The organism is Pseudomonas sp. Y5-11, assembly GCF_022368695.1.
Taxonomy (GTDB): Bacteria; Pseudomonadota; Gammaproteobacteria; order Pseudomonadales; family Pseudomonadaceae; genus Aquipseudomonas; species Aquipseudomonas parakoreensis.
Genome location: NZ_CP058974.1, coordinates 1861815 through 1880152, shown reverse-complemented (window position 1 = coordinate 1880152; position 18338 = coordinate 1861815). Strand labels below are relative to the sequence as shown.

Below are 18338 nucleotides of genomic sequence, written 5' to 3'. Positions count from 1 at the left end.
GCCTGCGGCAGCTCCTACAGTGGAATTCGCGTTTCCCTGTAGGAGCTGCCGCAGGCTGCGATCTTTTTTGGGCTCAGGTAATCGGCGCCGGATTGAACAGGGTGATGTCGTTATGCAGCTTGTGCTTCTCCGCCCATGTCTGCTGCTTGCCGCTCGCCACATCCAGGTAATAGTGGAACAACTCCCAGCCCAACGCCTCGATGGTCGCGCGCCCGGTGGCGATACGTCCGGCATCGATGTCGATCAGATCCGGCCAGCGTTGCGCCAGCTCGGTCCGGGTCGAGACCTTCACCACCGGCGCCATCGCCAGGCCATACGGCGTGCCCCGCCCGGTGGTGAACACATGCAGGTTCATCCCCGCGGCCAACTGCAAGGTGCCGCAGACAAAATCACTCGCCGGCGTCGCGCAGAAAATCAAACCCTTCTGCTTGAAACGCTCACCAGGGCCGAGCACGCCATTGATCGCGCTGCTGCCGGATTTGACGATCGAGCCCAGCGACTTTTCGACAATGTTCGACAAACCGCCCTTCTTGTTGCCCGGCGTGGTATTGGCGCTGCGATCCGCTTCGCCCTTGGCCAGATAGCGGTCGTACCAGTCCATCTCGCGCACCAGTTCCTGCGCCACGGTCTTGGTTTCGGCACGGGACGTCAGCAGATAGATCGCATCGCGCACTTCGGTGACTTCGGAAAACATCACCGTCGCCCCGGCGCGCAGCAGCAAGTCCGAGGCATACCCCAACGCCGGGTTGGCGGTGATCCCGGAAAACGCATCGCTGCCGCCGCACTGCATGCCGAGTATCAGCTCGGAGGCCGGCACGGTTTCGCGGCGGCGCTGGTCAAGTTTCTGCAAACGGACTTCAGCCAGCGCCATGATCTGCTCGATCATCTCGGTGAAACCGTGACTGGAATCCTGCAGGCGATACAGCCATGGCTCGCTGAGATCGACCGAGGCATCGTCCTCGTGCATCACCTGCCCGGCCTGCAATTTCTCGCAGCCCAGACTGATCACCAGCGCTTCGCCACCCAGGTTCGGGTTGCGCGCCAGATTGCGCACGGTGCGGATCGGGATGTACGCATCGGTGGCAGTGATCGCCACGCCGCAGCCGTAACTGTGGGTCAGCGCCACCACGTCATCAACGTGCGGATACTTCGGCAGCAACTCGTCCTTGATGCGTTTCACCGCGTGATCGAGCACGCCGGTGACGCACTGCACCGTGGTGGTGATCCCGAGAATGTTGCGCGTGCCGACGGTGCCGTCGGCGTTGCGATAACCCTCGAACGTGAAGCCTTCCAGCGGTGCCTGCGCGGCCGGCACTTCGGTGGACAGCGGCAGGCTGTCCAGCGGCGGCGCAGTCGGCATGCGCAGTTGATCTTCCTTGACCCAGCTGCCCCGCGGGATCGGCTGCAACGCGTAGCCGATGGTCTGGCCGTAGCGAATCACCTGGCCGCCCTCGGGAATGTCCTCAAGAGTCACCTTGTGGCTCTGCGGCACAAAATCCACGGTCACCAGACCGTCCGGAAACTCGGTGCCGGCCGGTACGCCTTGGTCGTTGACCACAATCACTACGTTGTCCCGCTCGTGCAGGCGGATGTAGCGCGGCGAGTCGGAATGTTCAATCAACTGCATGACGCCGCTCCTCAGGAATGCGCTTGAGACAATTTGCCAGTGATTTCAGAACCACCGTTGGTTGGCGGCTCTTTGAGCACCACACGTTTGATCGGGCCGACGATCACCAGGTAGCTGAACACCGCAACCAGTGCGTTGGCACCGACGAACACCAGCGCCCACTTGAACGAACCGGTGGAGCTGATGATGTAGCCGATCACGATCGGCGTGGTAATCGAAGCGAGGTTGCCGAAGGTGTTGAACAACCCGCCGCTCAGGCCAGCGATCTGTTTTGGCGAAGTGTCGGACACCACCGCCCAACCCAGCGCGCCCACGCCTTTGCCGAAGAAGGCCAGGGCCATGAAACCAACGACCATCCATTCCACGTCAACATAGTTGCAGGCCACGATGCTGCTCGATACCAGCAAGCCGGCAATGATCGGCGCCTTGCGGGCGAAGGTCAGCGAATGCCCTTTGCGCAGCAGGTAATCGGAAATCACCCCGCCGAGCACCCCACCAATAAAGCCGCAGATCGCCGGCAACGAGGCAATGAAACCGGCCTTGAGGATGGTCATGCCGCGCTCCTGCACCAAGTACACCGGGAACCAGGTCAGGAAGAAATAAGTGATGCCGTTGATGCAGTACTGGCCCAGATACACGCCGAGCATCATGCGGTTGGTCAGCAACTGACGGATGTAATCCCACTTCGGCCCGTCGGCTTTTTTGCCTTGCTTGACGTCCATGTCGACCATGCCGCCATTGTCGGCGATGAACTGCACTTCGGCTTCGTTGGCCAGCGGATGCTGACGCGGGCTGTGGATAACCTTGAGCCAGACCAGCGAGAAGATGATGCCGAGGATACCCATGACAATAAACACGTGCTCCCAGCCGAAGCGATACACGATCCAGCCCATCAGCGGTGCAAACAGCACAGTGGCGAAGTATTGCGCCGAGTTGAAGATCGCCGAGGCCGTACCGCGTTCAGCGGTCGGGAACCAGGCCGCGACAATCCGTGCGTTACCGGGAAAAGATGGCGCCTCCGCCAGACCGACCAGGAAGCGCAGCATGAACAGCGCAACGATCGCCGTGGACATGCCGAATTCACCGACAAAGCCTTGCAGCACGGTGAACAGCGACCAGGTGAAAATGCTCAGGGCGTAGACTTTTTTCGAGCCGAAGCGATCGAGCAGCCAGCCACCGGGAATCTGTCCGGCAACGTAGGCCCACCCGAAAGCGGAGAAGATATAACCGAGGGTGACCGCGTCGATACCGAGGTCTTTTTGCAGGCTGGAACCGGCGATGGCGATGGTCGCTCGGTCGGCGTAGTTGATCGTGGTCACCAGAAACAGCATGAGCAGGATCAAATAGCGGACGTGAGTCGGCTTGGACGATTGCATGTAGATGTACTCCCACTGATTATTTTTATGCGCGGGTGAATCTTTCTTTGGTCTGGCTTTTGTGGGAGCTGGCTTGCCAGCGATGGCATCACCGCGGTACGACGAACTATCGCGTCGTCCGCATCGCTGGCAAGCCAGCTCCCACAGGTATTGCGTGTATCAGGAGCCGATGTAGCTGGTCTTCACGACCGTGTAGAACTCTTGCGCATAGCGGCCTTGCTCACGTGAGCCATAGGATGAACCCTTACGGCCCCCGAACGGAACGTGGTAATCGACACCGGCGGTCGGCAGGTTGACCATCACCATCCCGGCCTGCGAATGGCGCTTGAAGTGGTTGGCGTACTTCAGCGACGTGGTGGCGATACCGGCGGACAAACCGAACTCGGTGTCGTTGGCCATCGCCAGCGCCGCCTCGTAATCGGCCACGCGAACGATGTTGGCCACCGGGCCAAAGATTTCTTCACGGCTGATGCGCATCGACGCTTCGCTGTCGGCAAACAGCGCTGGCGCGAGGAAGTAGCCTTCGGTGTCGCAGGTCACCAGACCACCGCCGCTGACCAGACGTGCACCTTCGGACTGGCCGATGTCGATGTACTTCATGTCCTGTTCCAGCTGCGCCTGGGAAACTACCGGGCCGATGTCGGTGCCGGATTTCAGCGCGTGGCCGACCTTGATCGACTGCATGCGCTCGGCCATGGCTTCAACGAACTTGTCATGAATCCCGGCAGTGACGATCAAACGACTCGACGCCGTGCAACGCTGGCCGGTGGAGTAGAACGCGCTCTGCACCGACAGCTCGACCGCCTGCTTGAGGTCGGCGTCGTCGAGAATGATCTGCGGGTTCTTGCCGCCCATTTCCAGCTGAACCTTGGCCTGGCGCGACACACAATTAACGGCGATCTGCCGACCCACGCCGACCGAACCGGTGAAACTGATGCCATCGACTTTCGGGCTGTTGACCAGCGCTTCGCCGACCACCCGACCGCTGCCCATCACCAGGTTGAACACGCCGGCCGGGAAGCCAGCGCGGGAGATGATTTCCGCCAGCGCCCAGGCACAACCTGGCACCAGATCGGCAGGTTTGAGCACCACGCAGTTGCCGTAGGCCAGCGCCGGAGCAATCTTCCATGCCGGGATGGCAATCGGGAAGTTCCACGGGGTGATCAGACCGACCACGCCGAGAGCTTCGCGGGTGACTTCGACATTGACGCCCGGGCGTACCGACGGCACGTAGTCGCCGGACAGACGCAGGCATTCACCGGCGAAGAACTTGAAGATGTTGCCGGCGCGGGTCACTTCGCCGATGGCTTCGGGCAGGGTCTTGCCCTCTTCGCGGGCCAGCAGGGTACCGAGTTCTTCGCGACGGGCGAGGATCTCCGTGCCGACTTTATCCAGCGCATCGTGACGGGCCTGAATGCCCGAAACCGACCAGGTCGGGAACGCGGCGCGGGCCGCATCGATGGCGGCGTGAACCTGCGTCAGGTCAGCCTTGGCGTAGTCGCCGATGGTGTCGCTCAGTTCGGACGGGTTGATGTTCGCCGAGTAGTCGGCACCGGCGACCCATTCACCGTTGATGTAGTTGTCGTAGCGTTTTGCAGTTGTCACAGGGCAGCCCTCAAATCTCAAAGCCTTTACGCAAAAAGCCGCTGATTACTCAGCGGCCGCGTTTTTGTCGGGTGTTACTGCGCACCTTGCTTGTCGATCAGCGCAGCCAGCATTTCGTACTCTTCGCCGGTCAGGTCGGTCAGCGGTGCCCGCACCGGGCCTGCGTCATAGCCGGCGATTTTCGCGCCTGCCTTGACGATGCTCACGGCGTAGCCAGCCTTGCGGTTGCGGATGTCGAGGTACGGCAGGAAGAAGTCGTCGATGATCTTGCCGACGGTGGCGTGATCGTCGCGGGCAATCGCGTGGTAGAAGTCCATCGCGGTTTTCGGGATGAAGTTGAACACCGCCGACGAGTAAACCGGCACGCCCAGTGCCTTGTAGGCAGCGGCGTAGACTTCCGCGGTCGGCAGGCCGCCGAGGTAGCTGAAGCGATCACCGAGGCGGCGACGGATCGACACCATCAACTCGATATCGCCCAGACCGTCCTTGTAGCCGATCAGGTTCGGGCAGCGCTCGGCCAGTCGCTCCAGCAATGGCGCAGTCAGGCGGCAGACGTTGCGGTTGTAGACCACCACCCCGATGTTCACCGATTTGCACACGGCTTCAACGTGGGCGGCGACGCCGTCCTGACTGGCTTCGGTCAGATAGTGCGGCAGCAGCAACAGGCCTTTGGCGCCCAGGCGCTCGGCTTCCTGGGCGTACTCGATGGCCTGACGGGTCGAACCGCCGACACCGGCCAGAATCGGTACGCTGCTGGCGCAGGTATCGACGGCAGTCTTGATGATTTCCGAGTATTCGCTGGCGGCCAGGGAGAAGAACTCACCGGTGCCGCCGGCGGCGAACAAGGCTGAAGCGCCATACGGAGCCAGCCATTCCAGACGCTTGATGTAGCCGGCGCGGTTGAAATCGCCCTGCGCGTTGAAATCGGTTACCGGGAACGACAGCAGGCCGGCAGAGAGGATGGACTTCAGTTCTTGTGGATTCATTATTCGAACACCCTGGGTAGCAACGTTTTTTGTGAGTTTTATGATTCAGCCAACGCTGAAGTTGTAGGTCATCGTACAACTTAAAAGACAACCGTCAACTGCATTTCATCGTTGCCCCGCACTTTTTGTCGGACAAGATTCCTTCTTGACGTAGGAAAAATCTGGTCTAGGCTCGATTCAACTGTATATACATACAGTTAAAAATAAATTCACCGACGACATATCAAGGAGCCAGAAATGTCCGGACTGCATGCAAAGCCACAGGAACGACCCAACCCGGTCGTCGCTCGACTCGATGATCTTTTCACTCTAAAAGGCATCCACTTCAACGCCGACAATCCGCATCTGCTGCTGCACATCGCCGACGCCCACAGCGATGTCGCACCGGCCACCGCCCTCCCCGGCAACGCCTTGAACATTCGACCGCCACTGCGCTTGGAAGGCGCTGAACACACAGCCATCGGCGACAACACCTTGCTGCGCTTCAGCGAAAATGCCGAACCGATCCGCGCGCAAAAAAAGCCCTTGCACTTGCCCAACGGCCTTGCGCTGACCTACGGCCAGGTGGTGGCGCTGGCTGGAGATTTCTACGGTGTGGTCGATCGACCGATCAACGAAGGCGCGACCCCGGCTGATCGCCTGAATCGCTTCCATGCTGCATTTGATTCTCTCGCCGTGCTGCCGGCCTCACGCGCCGAGGCCACACAGATTCTCGCGGTCATGCAAAAGGAGATCGACGCGGTCAAACAGGCGATCAAGGACGGCAAAGCGCCACATGAAGCCTACGACGCGCTCGGAGATACGTTGTCCGAAGAGTGGAACAAGCTCACCGGCGGCGGCAGTTTCGTCTCCGCACTGTTTCCGCTTGGGCGTTATCTGAAACTGGCGGCGAACAACACCGACCACTTCGGCGAATGGGCCAGACTGGCCTACATCGCCGGGCACACGGGCGCCTTGCAAACCGCAGTCGCAGCCCGCACCAATCACGATGAGCAGCAACTGGAACGGGCCTACGCGATGAACGCGTTTGCCGACCACTTCCTCACCGACCTGTTTTCTGCCGGCCACCTGCGTGTGCCACGCAAAGAGATGGCGGCGGTGGTCACGCCGAGCGATCTCGGCTCGCTGGTCACCCGTTTCATGCACGACGAGGACAGCAAATTCGGCCTCAAGGTGCGCAACGCCCATGGCGATCAATGGCGCGCCTACGGCGACAAACGCTACTTCGACGCCAGCGACGCGGACAACCGCACCCAGGTCAATCTGGCGGTGCAGGCTTCGGCGGATGAAATCTTCGCCGCCTACCTCAGCGGCAACGTGCCCGCCCCTTCAACGTTTGCCGCGCTGCAACGCCTGCCGGATCTGACGGCGGTGCTGAATCTTTCCAGCAACTTCTCGCCGCTGTTCCGCGTCGAGGGCGGCAAGGTACTGCGGCGCAAAGATGTGAACAACCTCAACGACACCGCCACCATCGATGACTGGTGGGGCTGGAGCACTTACTTGCTGCTCAAGGACTACCACCCGACGGGCAACGTCAATCAGGGAGAATGAGCAATGACGATCACATTGAAACTGGAACTGGCGTCGGGGCAGTCGCTGCAGGGCGCACCGCTGGAGCTGCTGGCGGACGGCAAGCCGATTGCGCGAGGGATTGTGGATGAGGACGGTTTGGTAGCGTTTGCTGCCAAGCCTGGTAACGCGAAACTGGCAGTGAGGGTGGATCGCTCGATATTGCGGCGCTGAATTCACGGGCCTCATCGCTGGCTAGCCAGCTCCCACAGTGACTGATGTCTTACACGGGATCCGCTTCAACATAGGAACCTGTGGGAGCTGGCTTGCCAGCGATAGCGGTATGTCAGGCGCACATAAACTGCCAGACACTCATCCGCGCTGCGCCTGCGCCTCTTCATGGGCCTGGCGCAGTCTTTCGCGGCTGTTGGTCAAGTGCAGACGCATTGCCGCTCGCGCCGCATCGGAATCCTGGCGGGCAATTGCGTCATAAATCTCTTCGTGCTCACGGCTCAGACGATTCATGTAGTGCTGCTGATCGTCATGGGCCAGACGCGCAGAATTCAGCCGCGTACGCGGAATGATGCTGGTACCCAGGTGGGTCATGATGTCGGTGAAGTAGCGGTTGCCGGTGGACAGGGCGATTTCCAGGTGGAAGGCGAAGTCCGAGGCCACCGCATCGCTGGCGTGAGCGACGCTGTCGTTCAGCGCATCGAGGGCGGCGCGCATGGTCGCCAGTTGTTCGGGACTGCGGCGTTGCGCGGCGAGGCCGGCGGACTCCACTTCCAGGCTGATGCGCAATTCGAGAATGGCCAGCACATCACGCAGGGTGACGACAGTGGCCGGATCGATACGGAAACCGCTCGGGCTTGGCGTGTCGAGCACAAAAGTGCCAATGCCGTGGCGGGTTTCAACTTGACCGGCCGCCTGCAAACGGGAAATGGCCTCGCGCACCACGGTGCGGCTGACGCCATGGGCTTCCATGATCGCCGACTCGGTGGGCAGTTTGTCACCGCGCTTGAGCAGGCCATCGCGGATCTGCTCGCTCAGCACCGTCACCAGTTCCTGGGCCAGGCTGCGGCGCTTGCGCGGGAGGCGAGGGGTGTCGATCGGGTTTTCCATGGTCAACGTCTGGTCTCGAAAATTCGGCTTGGTGAGCATCATAGCGCACGCGGGTTGTACGATCACTGTCGAGTCGAAACACCGCCCCTGTAGGAGCTGCCGCAGGCTGCGATCTCTTGATCTTGAAAAACAACATCAAAAGATCGCAGCCTGCGGCAGCTCCTACAGGGGTGTGGTGTTCAAGCGGTCACGGCCTGTTCCACCAGGTGCCCGCTGTCGATCCGCACATGCCGTGGGTGGAAGCGCTTGAGGCTGCTGCGGTGGCCGACGCTGACAATGCTCAGGCCCGGCAACTGATCGATCAGCGCCTGATACAACGTTGCCTCATCCTCTTCATCCATCGCCGACGTCGCTTCGTCCATGTACAGCCATTGCGGTGCGTAAAGCATGGCGCGGGCGAAGGCCAGGCGTTGCTGCTCACCCGGCGACAGCATGCGCTGCCAGTGATTGGCTTCGTCCAGACGTGCGACCAGATGCGGCAGACGGCAAGTCTCCAGCACCTGCGCGTAACGCTCTGGCGCGTAGGTGTCGCCCGGTTGTGGATAACTCAAGGCTTCGCGCAGGGTACCGATCGGCAGATACGGCTTCTGCGGCAAAAACAGATAACGCGCCGCCGGCAGACGAATAGCGCCGTGGCCCGCAGGCCACAAGTGCCCCATCGCCCGCAGCAACGTCGACTTGCCGCTGCCGGATCGGCCGCTGAGCATCACCCGCTCGCCCGGCTCCACCGTCATGTCGGCATTGGTCAGCAGGTGACGACCATCGGCCAGATCCAGGCCAAGATTGTGCACTTGCAATTCACTGCCCTGATTCTGCACATCGATGGCCGGAGCGCGCTGTTCGTTATCGGTCATAGCCTGACGGAAGCTCAGCAGACGATCACAGGTGGCGCGCCAGGACGCGAGGCTCTGATAGGCGCTGATGAACCAGCTGAAACTCTCCTGGACGTTGCCGAATGCCGAGCTGATCTGCATCAGTTCACCCAGCTCGATCTTGCCGGCGAGGTAACGCGGCGACGCCACGATAAACGGGAAAATGATCGCAGCCTGGCTGTAACCGGCAGTGAAGAACGTCAGGCGCTTGGACACTTTCATGATGTCCCAGAAGTTGTGCCAGACATTACCGAAGCGACCGCTCAAGCGACGGTTTTCGTTCGGCTCGCCGTTGTACAACGCGATGCTCTCGGCATTCTCACGAATCCGCACCATGGAAAAACGCAGGTCGGCTTCGAAGCGTTGTTGTTGGTTGTTCAGGCCGATCAAGCGGCGACCGATCAAGTGCGTCAGCCAGCTGCCCACCACGGCATAGACCAGCACGCACCAGAACATGTAGCCGGGAATGGTGATGCCATAGACCTCAATGCTGCCCGACACGCCCCACAGAATGATCGAGAACGACACCAGGCTGACGATATTGCGCAGCAGGCCGATCCCCAGCTCAAGGGTATTGGAGGTGAAGTTATTGAGGTCTTCGGAAATCCGCTGGTCCGGGTTATCGGTGTAACCGCCCTGCTCCAGCTGGTAGTAATTCTTGTCAGCGAGCCAACGGGAGAAATGCTTTTCGGTGAGCCAGGCCCGCCAGCGAATCGTCAGCATCTGGGTCAGATAAAGCCGGTACACCGCACCGACAATCGCCACCGCTGCAATCGCGCAGAAATACAGAATCAGCTGCCAGAACGCCGCTTCATCTTTCTTCTGCAGCGCGTTGTAGAAATCCTTGTACCAGGTGTTGAACCACACCGAAATCCCCACGCTGAGCAGCGACAGCGCAATCACCGCAATCAGCAATGTCCAGGCCTTGCCCTTCTCTTCACTGCGCCAGTAAGGCGTGATGATCCCCCACACCTTGCGAAAAAACTGCCCGCGCACAGCATCGTTGACCGCGGAATATTCAGCGTTCTGATTCATGGAAAAGGCTCGATAAAGAAAAGAACAGACACGCACCGATCATAGTTGATCGGTGCGCGTTATCGCGAGAGCTGGCGATGGCCGTTCAGCGCAGGTTCAGCGACGAACCGGGCGCTTCTGCAGTTTGCGCTGCAGGGTGCGGCGGTGCATGCCCAGGGCGCGGGCAGTGGCGGAGATGTTGCCTTCGTGCTCGGTGAGCACGCGCTGGATGTGCTCCCATTGCAGACGGTCCACCGACATCGGGTTTTCCGGCACCAGGCTGTCGAGGTCGGCGTGTTCGGAGAGCAGCGCAGCCAGCACGTCGTCGGCGTCGGCCGGTTTGCACAGGTAGTTGCAGGCGCCGCGCTTGATCGCTTCGACCGCCGTGGCAATGCTCGAATAACCGGTGAGGATCACCACGCGCATTTCCGGGTCCAGTTCCAGCAGCTTGGGCAGCAGCACCAGGCCGGAATCGCCGTCCATTTTCAGGTCCAGCGCGGCGTAGTCCGGCAGATCGGCCTGGGCGATGGTCAAGCCTTCTTCGGCGGAACCGGCAGTGCTGACGCGAAAGCCACGGCGGGCCATGGCACGGGCCATTACCCGGGTGAAGGTCGCGTCGTCGTCGACCAGCAGCAAATGCGGCAGTTCTTCGCCTTCGACTTGGATTTCGTCACTCATGTTGGTCTCCTCGGGCGCCGTGGGGCAGGCGCAGCTCGGTGAGCGTGCCGCCTTCCTCATGACTATAGAGTTTCACTGAGCCGCCGGCGCGTGTCACGCTGGCCTTGCTCAAAAACAGGCCCAGGCCGAAACCTTTGCCCTTGGTGGTAAAAAACGGTTTGCCGATCTGCTCGGCGATGGCCAGCGGCACGCCGGCACCGTGGTCACGAATGCTGATGGTCACGGTTTCCGCGTCCCAGTCCAGCGTCACCTGAAGATTTTCCGGGCAGGCGTCGGCGGCATTGTTCAGCAGATTGAGCAGCGCCTGGGTCAGATCCGGCGGCGGTGCCATGCGCGGGACTGTGCCCTGACCGAGACGCTGAAAGCGATAACTGGCTTCCGGACGCATCAGGTGCCAACGGTTCAGCGCTTCGTCGAGCCATTGGGTGACGTCCTGCATCTCCACGGCCATACGGCGGTTGGCCTCGGCGGCGCGCACCAGTTGTTGCAACGTTTCTTTGCACAGCTTGACCTGATCCTGCAGCACCTTCAGGTCGTCCTGCAACATCGCGTCGGGGTGGTCCTGCTGCATTTCCTTGAGCAACACGCTCATGGTCGCCAGCGGTGTGCCGAGTTCATGCGCCGCGCCAGCCGCCTGGGTGGCGACGGCGAGCAATTGCTGATCGCGAAGGCCTTCTTCGCGGCGAATCGCGCGTAATTCTTCCTGACGACGCAGCTCTTCAGCCATGCGCGCAGCGAAAAACGTGATCACCGCAGCCGCGAGGGCAAAACTCAGCCACATGCCGTAGATCTGCAGGTTCTCGCGGGCCACTGGCAGGGTTTCCAGCGGGTAGAACCGCGTGAGCATCACGGTGTACAGCGCCAGCGCGATGCCGGACAGAATCACCGAATAACGCCACGGCAGCGTCACCGCCGCGATGGTCAGTGGCACCAGATAGTAGGAAACGAACGGGTTGGTCGAACCGCCGGAGAAATACAGCAGCGCACTGTGGATCACCAGATCGCAGGCCAGTTGCAGCGCATATTCGAGTTCGGTCACCGGCCATGACGTACGCAGTCGCACGGCGGTGAACACACAGAGCAGTATCGAGCAGCCAAGGGTCATCGCCAGTTGCACCCACGGCAACGGCAACAATTGCAGCCAGTAGGCCAGGCCGACGGAACCGGCCTGCGCGGCGAGCACCAGGGTGCGGATGAACGTCAGCCGCCAGAGGTTCTGGCGAGTGGCGGAAGTCAGTTGTACGGGGGCGAGCATGAGCTCTCCTGATGAGCGCTCCAGGCGGATCGTACGGAGTATAACCAAGCCGCGGCTTTGAGAGGCGAAAGTGCGGCAAATGACCACATGGCGCTGGCGGTAAATTGGGCTACAGCGCATGGTTGTCCGAGATCAGTGTGGTGAGGGGATTTATCCCCGATGGGTGGCGAAGCCGCCCCAAACCCTGCAATCCGCTTTTCACGGGCAGACCGCATCCGCAGAATTGCGACTGCTTCGCAGCCGATCGGGGCGGTGCGACGTTTCGCTAAATCCCCTCGCTACAAAAACACTTCCAGGCCAATCCGGCGCATCTGTATAGAAGTTGTAACTGGGCGAACCGCAGCGCAGAAGCTAGAGTCTGATGGTTTCACGCAGGGACGAACCAACACCTGCGCATTATTCAAGGAGCCTTCATGCACACATTTCGCCGCAGCGCCGCCCTTCTCGCCCTGACCGTCGGCAGCATCGCCAGCCTTCCGGCGCTGGCCGCCGATGAGCTGCACTACAACCAGATCTCCCTGCGCGCCGAAGTCAGCCAGGAAGTCGCCCGCGACCTGATGATCGTGACGCTCTACACTGAAGCGCAAAACACCGACCCGGCCAAACTCGCCGCCGACGTCAGCACCACCATGAACAAGGCGCTGGCCCAGGCCAAGCAAGTCAAAGACATCACCCTGCGCCAGGGCAGCCGCAACAGCTACCCGATCTACGACACCAAGGGCCAGAAAATCACCGGCTGGCGCGAACGCGCCGAACTGCGCCTGGAAAGCGCCGACTTCGCCGCCCTGTCCAAACTCACTGGCGAACTGCTGACCGACCTGAAAATGGGCGGCATGGACTTCGCCATCGCCGAGCCGACCCGCAAGGCCAGCGAAGACCAACTGCTCAAGGAAGCCGTCAACGCCTTCAAGGCCCGCGCGCAACTGGCCACCGATGCACTGGGCGGCAAAGGCTACAAAATCGTCAACCTGAACCTCAACAGCAACGGCTACCCACAACCGTACATGCGCGCCCCGATGATGATGAAAGCCGCCGGCATGGCGGATTCGGCACCGGTCACACCGGAAGTCGAAGCCGGCACCAGCCAGGTCAGCCTGACTGCCGATGGCTCGATTGAAGTGCTGATGCAGTGAATTGATGTGGGCTGAATGAAAAACCGGCGATCAGAGAATGATCGCCGGTTTTTTTGTGCCCGGGAGTTGTGTTGTTTGATCTGACGCCTTCGCGAGCAAGCTCGCTCCCACATTTGAAATGCGCACTCCTGTGGGAGCGAGCCTGCTCGCGAAGAACGATAACGCGGTCTCAAGCCGGCGGATCAACCCGATCCAGCGCCCGATTCACCGCCAGCTCAGCGAGCATGATGATCTGCTGAATCGCCAGCGCCGTATTGCGCTGCGGGCGACTGAGCTGATCGGCGAAATCACTGGCCATGGTGTTGGCCGAGGCCAGGGACTCACAGGCGTGCGCCAACAGACTTTCCGTGTCGATGCCCGGATGGACGAGGAACATCGAGCTGGGTGGACGCGGTTTTGTGGCCTCGGGGCTTAAGTAGAAATCGAGGGCGCGTTTGATCGCTTCGCGGTTTTTTGCGAGGTCTTCGGCTTGGAGGGCTTCGGTGAGTGGGGTTGTGGGTTCGAGTGGTGGATCTGGGACGGGTTTGGACATTGATAGCGTTCCTGATCAATAGCCATTCACTCGCCGTTCTCACGCGGCGGAGTGGTGGCAGCAATGTGCGGGGTGAGAAACCGGTAGGAACAAGCCCGGCCGGACCGAAGCCCGCCCGCACACAGCCGCCATAGAACATTGCAGCGGCAGAAATGCCGGCGGCAATTATGGTGGTACTGATTGTGGATTAACAGTTCCTGCGGGTTCTCACACCCGATCGCTGAGTTTTCAGCGACAGCTCAAGGCTAGAGAGCTGACGTCCGAGGGACAACCTGAAAACCTTGTGGGAAGGTTCTGGTTATCCCACACACCTTTAAACACGACCCCACTCCCTGTAGGAGCTGCCGAAGGCTCGGGCCGCGTTCGGACGATCTTTTGACTTTGACTCTCACAATTAAAAGCAAGATCAAAAGATCGCAGCCTTCGACAGCTCCTACAGGGGGAACTCAGAGTATTCAATTAAATTCAGGTCGGCTGTCAGGCCGCCATCGCTGGCAAGTCGCCGCAACCGCTTTTCACCACTCAACACGATGAGCGTTAGCTCGAGTACCGCTTTTGATCTGAGGGCCCGTCGGCAGGCTGAGTGGAGGGATTGATCCGGGGGTGGGAGCGCAGCGACCGTTTGGCGCAGCCAAACACAGCGAGAGGAGGTGCAGCGAAGCAAACCGTAGGCGCTGCCCCCCCGGATGAATCCCGGAGCGAAGGAACCCGAGCCTGAGCGAGGGCCGAACGTCAGGGTAAAGCCCTTTGGTTACTTTGGGGCGTTTGCCAAAGTGACCCGCCGTCAGGGCGGAACCCTAAGTGGCCGTTACCGCAGCAACGGATATGTACCCGACAAAAGCCGCCACATATACCGAGACAGACATCTCAACAAGAAAAACGATATTTCCGAAGCCCCCCAAATCCCCGCTACCCTAAAAAAACAACCACCTCCAATCGACCCGGGGACTCCATGGAAAGATTCACCCTCAAGCCACTACTGATCACCCTCGCACTAACCGCCATAGCCCCGTTCGCCAACGCCACCACCACCCTGGTCTACTGCTCCGAAGCCAGCCCCGCCGGCTTCGACCCCAGCCAATACACCAGCGGCACCGACTTCGATGCCTCCGCCGAAACCGTCTTCAACCGCCTCACCCAATTCCAGCGCGGCGGCACCGACATCGAACCCGGCCTGGCGACAAAATGGGACGTCTCCAACGACGGCCTGCAATACACCTTCCACCTGCGCCAAGGCGTGAAATTCCACACCACGGAATATTTCACCCCGACGCGCGACTTCAACGCCGACGACGTGCTGTTCACCTTCCAGCGCCTGCTCGACCCGGACAACGCCTTTCGCAAGGCCTACCCCGCCGAGTCCCCGTACTTCACCGACATGGGCCTGAACACCACGATCAAATCAGTGGAAAAACTCGACGACAACACCGTGCGCTTCAACCTGAACAACGTCGACGCCGCGTTCGTGCAAAACCTCGCCATGAGCTTCGCCTCGGTGCAATCGGCCGAATACGCCGCCCAACTGTTAAAGGAGGGCAAAGCTGCCGACCTCAATCAGAAACCGGTGGGCACCGGCCCGTTCGTGTTCAAGCGTTACCAGAAAGACGCGCAGATCCGCTACGCCGCGAACAAGGACTACTGGAAACCCGAGGACGTGAAAATCGACAACCTGGTGTTCTCGATTACCCCGGATGCCGCTGTCCGTCTGCAGAAGCTCAAGACCGGCGAATGCCAGGTCAGCGGCTACCCGCGCCCGGCCGACATCGAAGTGATGGAACAAGACCCGAACCTGCGCGTATTGAAGCAGGCCGGTTTCAACCTCGGCTTCCTCGCCTACAACACCACTCACCTGCCACTCGATCAGCTCAAGGTCCGTCAGGCGCTGGACATGGCCATCGACAAACCGGCGATCATCAAAGCCGTCTACCAGAGTGCCGGACAACTGGCGCAGAACGCCTTGCCACCGGCGCAATGGTCGTATGACCCGAACATCAAGGACGCGCCGTACGACCCGGTGAAAGCCAAGGCGCTACTCAAGGAAGCCGGGGTTGCACCGGGTACCACCATCAATCTCTGGGCGATGACCGTGCAGCGCGCTTCCAACCCGAATGCGCGGATGTCAGCGCAGATGATCCAGCAGGATTGGGACAAGATCGGGATCAAGGCCAACATCGTCAGCTACGAATGGGGCGAGTACATCAAGCGCGCGAAAAATGGCGAACACGACGCGATGATCTACGGTTGGACAGGAGACAACGGCGACCCGGACAACTGGCTCGGCGTGCTCTACAGCTGCGCGGCAGTCAAGGGCAGCAACTACGCCAAGTGGTGCGACCCGGCCTACGACAAATTGATTCAGCAGGCCAAGGTGTCCACGGATAAAGCGCAACGGGTAAAACTGTATCAACAGGCGCAACTGATCCTTAAACAGCAGGTGCCGATCACGCCCATTGCCAACTCCACGGTGTTCCAGCCGCTGCGCAAGGAAGTGAGCGACTTCAAGATCAGTCCGTTTGGCCTTACACCCTTCTACGGCGTGGGTATAAATAAGTAACACCAGGCCCCAAGGCGGCGCGCACAACGTGACCGGCGCACCGTTTTGGGGCTTCGTTTGCACCGTAAAAAACGGCCGCAAACGGTCAAATGCGTCAACTCTTATACAAATGCGACATTAAGGTACGTTCGTGCCACGCTTTGAGGCCGGCAGTCGCTCTGGATCTTGCATTGGGTATGGCCCCTGCATAAGTATCCGCAGGCACGACTCACGAGGTCGTACCTCAATATTAAAAAATGACAACAAATCATGAGGCCAACATGCTTAAACACGCGGTCATTCCGTTTTTAGTCGGCGCAGGCTTGTTAGCCTCCGCACCTTTCGCATCCGCTGCGACTAACCTGGTGTTCTGCTCCGAAGGGAGCCCGGCTGGTTTTGATCCAGGCCAGTACACCACCGGAACCGACTTCGACGCCTCAGCCGAAACCATGTTCAACCGTCTGAGCCAGTTCGAGCGTGGCGGCACCGCCGTTATCCCGGGCCTGGCCACCAGCTGGGACATTTCCCCGGACGGCCTGAATTACACCTTCCACCTGCGTGAAGGCGTCAAGTTCCACACCACCCCGTATTTCAAGCCGACTCGTGAGTTCAACGCCGACGACGTGCTGTTCACCTTCAATCGCATGATTAACAAGGATGACCCGTTCCGTAAGGCCTACCCGACCGAATTCCCGTACTTCACCGACATGGGGATGGACACCAACATCACCAAGATCGATAAAGTCGACGACCACACCGTCAAGTTCACGCTGAAAGAAGTCGACGCCGCGTTCATCCAGAACATGGCCATGAGCTTCGCCTCGATCCAGTCCGCCGAGTACGCTGCCCAACTGCTCAAGGAAGGCAAGGCTGCCGACATCAACCAGAAGCCGATCGGCACTGGCCCGTTCGTGTTCAAGAGCTACCAGAAAGACTCGAACATCCGTTACACCGGCAACAAGGACTACTGGAAACCCGAGGACGTGAAGATCGACAACCTGATCTTCGCTATCACCACCGACCCGTCGGTGCGCATCCAGAAGCTGAAAAAGAACGAATGCCAGGTCACCCTGTTCCCGCGTCCGGCGGATCTCGCGGCGCTCAAGGCCGACAAGACCCTGAAGATGCCAGACCAGGCCGGTTTCAACCTGGGCTACATCGCTTACAACGTGATGGACAAGGTCAAGGGCAGCAACGAGCCTAACCCGCTGGCCGACCTGCGCGTGCGCCAGGCGCTGGACATGGCGGTGAACAAGCCGCAGATCATTGATTCGGTTTACCAGGGCGCCGGTCAGCTGGCCGTCAACGCCATGCCGCCGACCCAGTGGTCCTACGACACCACCATCAAGGACGCCAAATACGATCCTGAGAAAGCCAAACAGCTGCTCAAGGAAGCCGGCGTCAAGGAAGGGACCGAAATCGTTCTGTGGGCGATGCCGGTACAGCGTCCGTACAACCCGAACGCCAAGCTGATGGCTGAAATGCTCCAGTCCGACTGGAAGAAGATCGGCCTGAACGTGAAGATCACCAGCTACGAATGGGGCGAGTACATCAAGCGCTCCAAAGGTGGCGAGAACCAGGCCATGCTGATTGGCTGGAGCGGTGACAATGGTGATCCCGACAACTGGCTGAACGTGCTGTTCGGCTGCGACTCGCTCAACGGCAACAACTTCTCCAAGTGGTGCGACAAGAAGTACGACGGTCTCGTCAAAGATGCCAAGCGCACCACCGATCAGGCCAAGCGCACCGAACTGTACAAACAGGCGCAACACGTCCTCAAAGATGCTGTTCCCTACACACCTATCGCTCACTCGACGGTGTTCCAACCCATGCGCGCCAACGTGCAGGACTTCAAGATCAGCCCATTCGGCTTGAATTCCTTCTACGGCGTCAGCGTCAGCAATTAAGCCATCGCAGCGGCGACGTTCATGACGTCGCCGCTGCTTTAGCTGCCGGAAGTCAGGAATTTGCCTACAGCCAATTCCGTTGCGGATGACTGCAACGGCAGGGGATGTGTCGACTTTTCCTACGAGCATTCAGGCAATTACGCATTTACTGCCAGACCCACGGCCCCTACCGTCGGGTTCTGACCAGTT

14 protein-coding genes are annotated in these 18338 nt (G+C 60.1%); 5 read left to right on the top strand and 9 right to left on the bottom strand.

Annotated features, from left to right (window positions below):
* Positions 1 to 73: 73 nt before the first annotated feature.
* The 4 genes from garD to kdgD form a co-directional block, all read right to left on the bottom strand.
* On the bottom strand, positions 74 to 1627 hold the full coding sequence (gene garD, locus HXW87_RS08185) for a galactarate dehydratase (RefSeq protein WP_121183706.1): 1554 nt from the start codon (positions 1625 to 1627) through the stop codon (positions 74 to 76).
* Between the two features lie 11 nt (positions 1628 to 1638).
* Positions 1639 to 3003, bottom strand: a complete 1365-nt coding sequence (locus tag HXW87_RS08180; protein WP_095667497.1) for an MFS transporter — start codon at positions 3001 to 3003, stop codon at positions 1639 to 1641.
* 159 nt (positions 3004 to 3162) lie between these two features.
* Entirely contained in the window at positions 3163 to 4608 is a 1446-nt protein-coding gene (locus HXW87_RS08175) for an aldehyde dehydrogenase family protein (RefSeq protein WP_239778735.1), read from the bottom strand.
* 74 nt (positions 4609 to 4682) lie between these two features.
* On the bottom strand, positions 4683 to 5594 hold the full coding sequence (gene kdgD, locus HXW87_RS08170; protein WP_047291262.1) for a 5-dehydro-4-deoxyglucarate dehydratase: 912 nt from the start codon (positions 5592 to 5594) through the stop codon (positions 4683 to 4685).
* A gap of 237 nt (positions 5595 to 5831) precedes the next feature.
* Between kdgD and HXW87_RS08165 the strand changes: the two genes are divergently transcribed.
* Positions 5832 to 7145: a phospholipase gene (locus HXW87_RS08165; RefSeq protein WP_239778734.1), complete on the top strand. Its 1314-nt coding sequence runs from the start codon at positions 5832 to 5834 to the stop codon at positions 7143 to 7145.
* A gap of 3 nt (positions 7146 to 7148) precedes the next feature.
* Entirely contained in the window at positions 7149 to 7337 is a 189-nt protein-coding gene (locus HXW87_RS08160) for a hypothetical protein (RefSeq protein WP_239778733.1), read from the top strand.
* 138 nt (positions 7338 to 7475) lie between these two features.
* Here the strand turns inward: HXW87_RS08160 and HXW87_RS08155 are convergent, their stop codons facing one another.
* The 4 genes from HXW87_RS08155 to HXW87_RS08140 all read right to left on the bottom strand — a co-directional run bounded on the left by HXW87_RS08155 (position 7476) and on the right by HXW87_RS08140 (position 12044).
* Positions 7476 to 8225 carry a FadR/GntR family transcriptional regulator gene (locus HXW87_RS08155; protein ID WP_236170351.1) on the bottom strand — a complete coding sequence of 250 codons (750 nt, stop codon included), beginning with the start codon at positions 8223 to 8225 and terminating at the stop codon, positions 7476 to 7478.
* A 179-nt stretch (positions 8226 to 8404) separates the two neighbouring features.
* The gene (locus tag HXW87_RS08150) at positions 8405 to 10132 is read right to left on the bottom strand and encodes an ABC transporter ATP-binding protein/permease (RefSeq protein ID WP_131671444.1); all 1728 of its coding nucleotides are present in this window, start codon (positions 10130 to 10132) and stop codon (positions 8405 to 8407) included.
* 96 nt (positions 10133 to 10228) lie between these two features.
* Positions 10229 to 10789, bottom strand: coding sequence for a response regulator transcription factor (locus tag HXW87_RS08145; protein ID WP_003221630.1), 561 nt, complete (start codon positions 10787 to 10789; stop codon positions 10229 to 10231).
* Positions 10782 to 12044 (bottom strand): ATP-binding protein, encoded by a 1263-nt coding sequence (locus tag HXW87_RS08140; protein ID WP_027610820.1) that lies wholly within the window; start codon positions 12042 to 12044, stop codon positions 10782 to 10784. Before HXW87_RS08140 ends, HXW87_RS08145 begins: the two co-directional genes overlap by 8 nt.
* 413 nt (positions 12045 to 12457) lie before the next feature.
* Between HXW87_RS08140 and HXW87_RS08135 the strand changes: the two genes are divergently transcribed.
* Positions 12458 to 13177, top strand: coding sequence for an SIMPL domain-containing protein (locus tag HXW87_RS08135; RefSeq protein ID WP_047291253.1), 720 nt, complete (start codon positions 12458 to 12460; stop codon positions 13175 to 13177).
* 169 nt (positions 13178 to 13346) lie between these two features.
* On the opposite strand, the gene HXW87_RS08130 is transcribed toward HXW87_RS08135, so the two are convergent.
* A complete protein-coding gene (locus tag HXW87_RS08130) occupies positions 13347 to 13709 on the bottom strand; it encodes a DUF6124 family protein (RefSeq protein ID WP_047291251.1) in 363 nt (120 codons plus the stop codon).
* Between the two features lie 952 nt (positions 13710 to 14661).
* On the opposite strand from HXW87_RS08130, the gene HXW87_RS08125 reads away from it, so the two are divergent.
* The gene (locus tag HXW87_RS08125) at positions 14662 to 16263 is read left to right on the top strand and encodes an ABC transporter substrate-binding protein (protein ID WP_239778732.1); all 1602 of its coding nucleotides are present in this window, start codon (positions 14662 to 14664) and stop codon (positions 16261 to 16263) included.
* Positions 16264 to 16523: 260 nt separating this feature from the next.
* Entirely contained in the window at positions 16524 to 18149 is a 1626-nt protein-coding gene (locus tag HXW87_RS08120) for an ABC transporter substrate-binding protein (RefSeq protein ID WP_041072781.1), read from the top strand.
* The last annotated feature ends 189 nt before the right edge of the window (positions 18150 to 18338 follow it).

Bases quoted from the DNA above. Each gene is read 5' to 3' on its own strand.
- HXW87_RS08130 (WP_047291251.1), bottom strand. From the start codon at position 13,709: ATGTCCAAACCCGTCCCAGATCCACCACTCGAACCCACAACCCCACTC.
- kdgD (WP_047291262.1), bottom strand. From the start codon at position 5,594: ATGAATCCACAAGAACTGAAGTCCATCCTCTCTGCCGGCCTGCTGTCG.
- HXW87_RS08160 (WP_239778733.1), top strand. From the start codon at position 7,149: ATGACGATCACATTGAAACTGGAACTGGCGTCGGGGCAGTCGCTGCAG.
- garD (WP_121183706.1), bottom strand. From the start codon at position 1,627: ATGCAGTTGATTGAACATTCCGACTCGCCGCGCTACATCCGCCTGCAC.
- HXW87_RS08140 (WP_027610820.1), bottom strand. From the start codon at position 12,044: ATGCTCGCCCCCGTACAACTGACTTCCGCCACTCGCCAGAACCTCTGG.
- HXW87_RS08165 (WP_239778734.1), top strand. From the start codon at position 5,832: ATGTCCGGACTGCATGCAAAGCCACAGGAACGACCCAACCCGGTCGTC.
- HXW87_RS08180 (WP_095667497.1), bottom strand. From the start codon at position 3,003: ATGCAATCGTCCAAGCCGACTCACGTCCGCTATTTGATCCTGCTCATG.
- HXW87_RS08145 (WP_003221630.1), bottom strand. From the start codon at position 10,789: ATGAGTGACGAAATCCAAGTCGAAGGCGAAGAACTGCCGCATTTGCTG.
- HXW87_RS08120 (WP_041072781.1), top strand. From the start codon at position 16,524: ATGCTTAAACACGCGGTCATTCCGTTTTTAGTCGGCGCAGGCTTGTTA.
- HXW87_RS08155 (WP_236170351.1), bottom strand. From the start codon at position 8,225: ATGGAAAACCCGATCGACACCCCTCGCCTCCCGCGCAAGCGCCGCAGC.
- HXW87_RS08125 (WP_239778732.1), top strand. From the start codon at position 14,662: ATGGAAAGATTCACCCTCAAGCCACTACTGATCACCCTCGCACTAACC.
- HXW87_RS08150 (WP_131671444.1), bottom strand. From the start codon at position 10,132: ATGAATCAGAACGCTGAATATTCCGCGGTCAACGATGCTGTGCGCGGG.
- HXW87_RS08135 (WP_047291253.1), top strand. From the start codon at position 12,458: ATGCACACATTTCGCCGCAGCGCCGCCCTTCTCGCCCTGACCGTCGGC.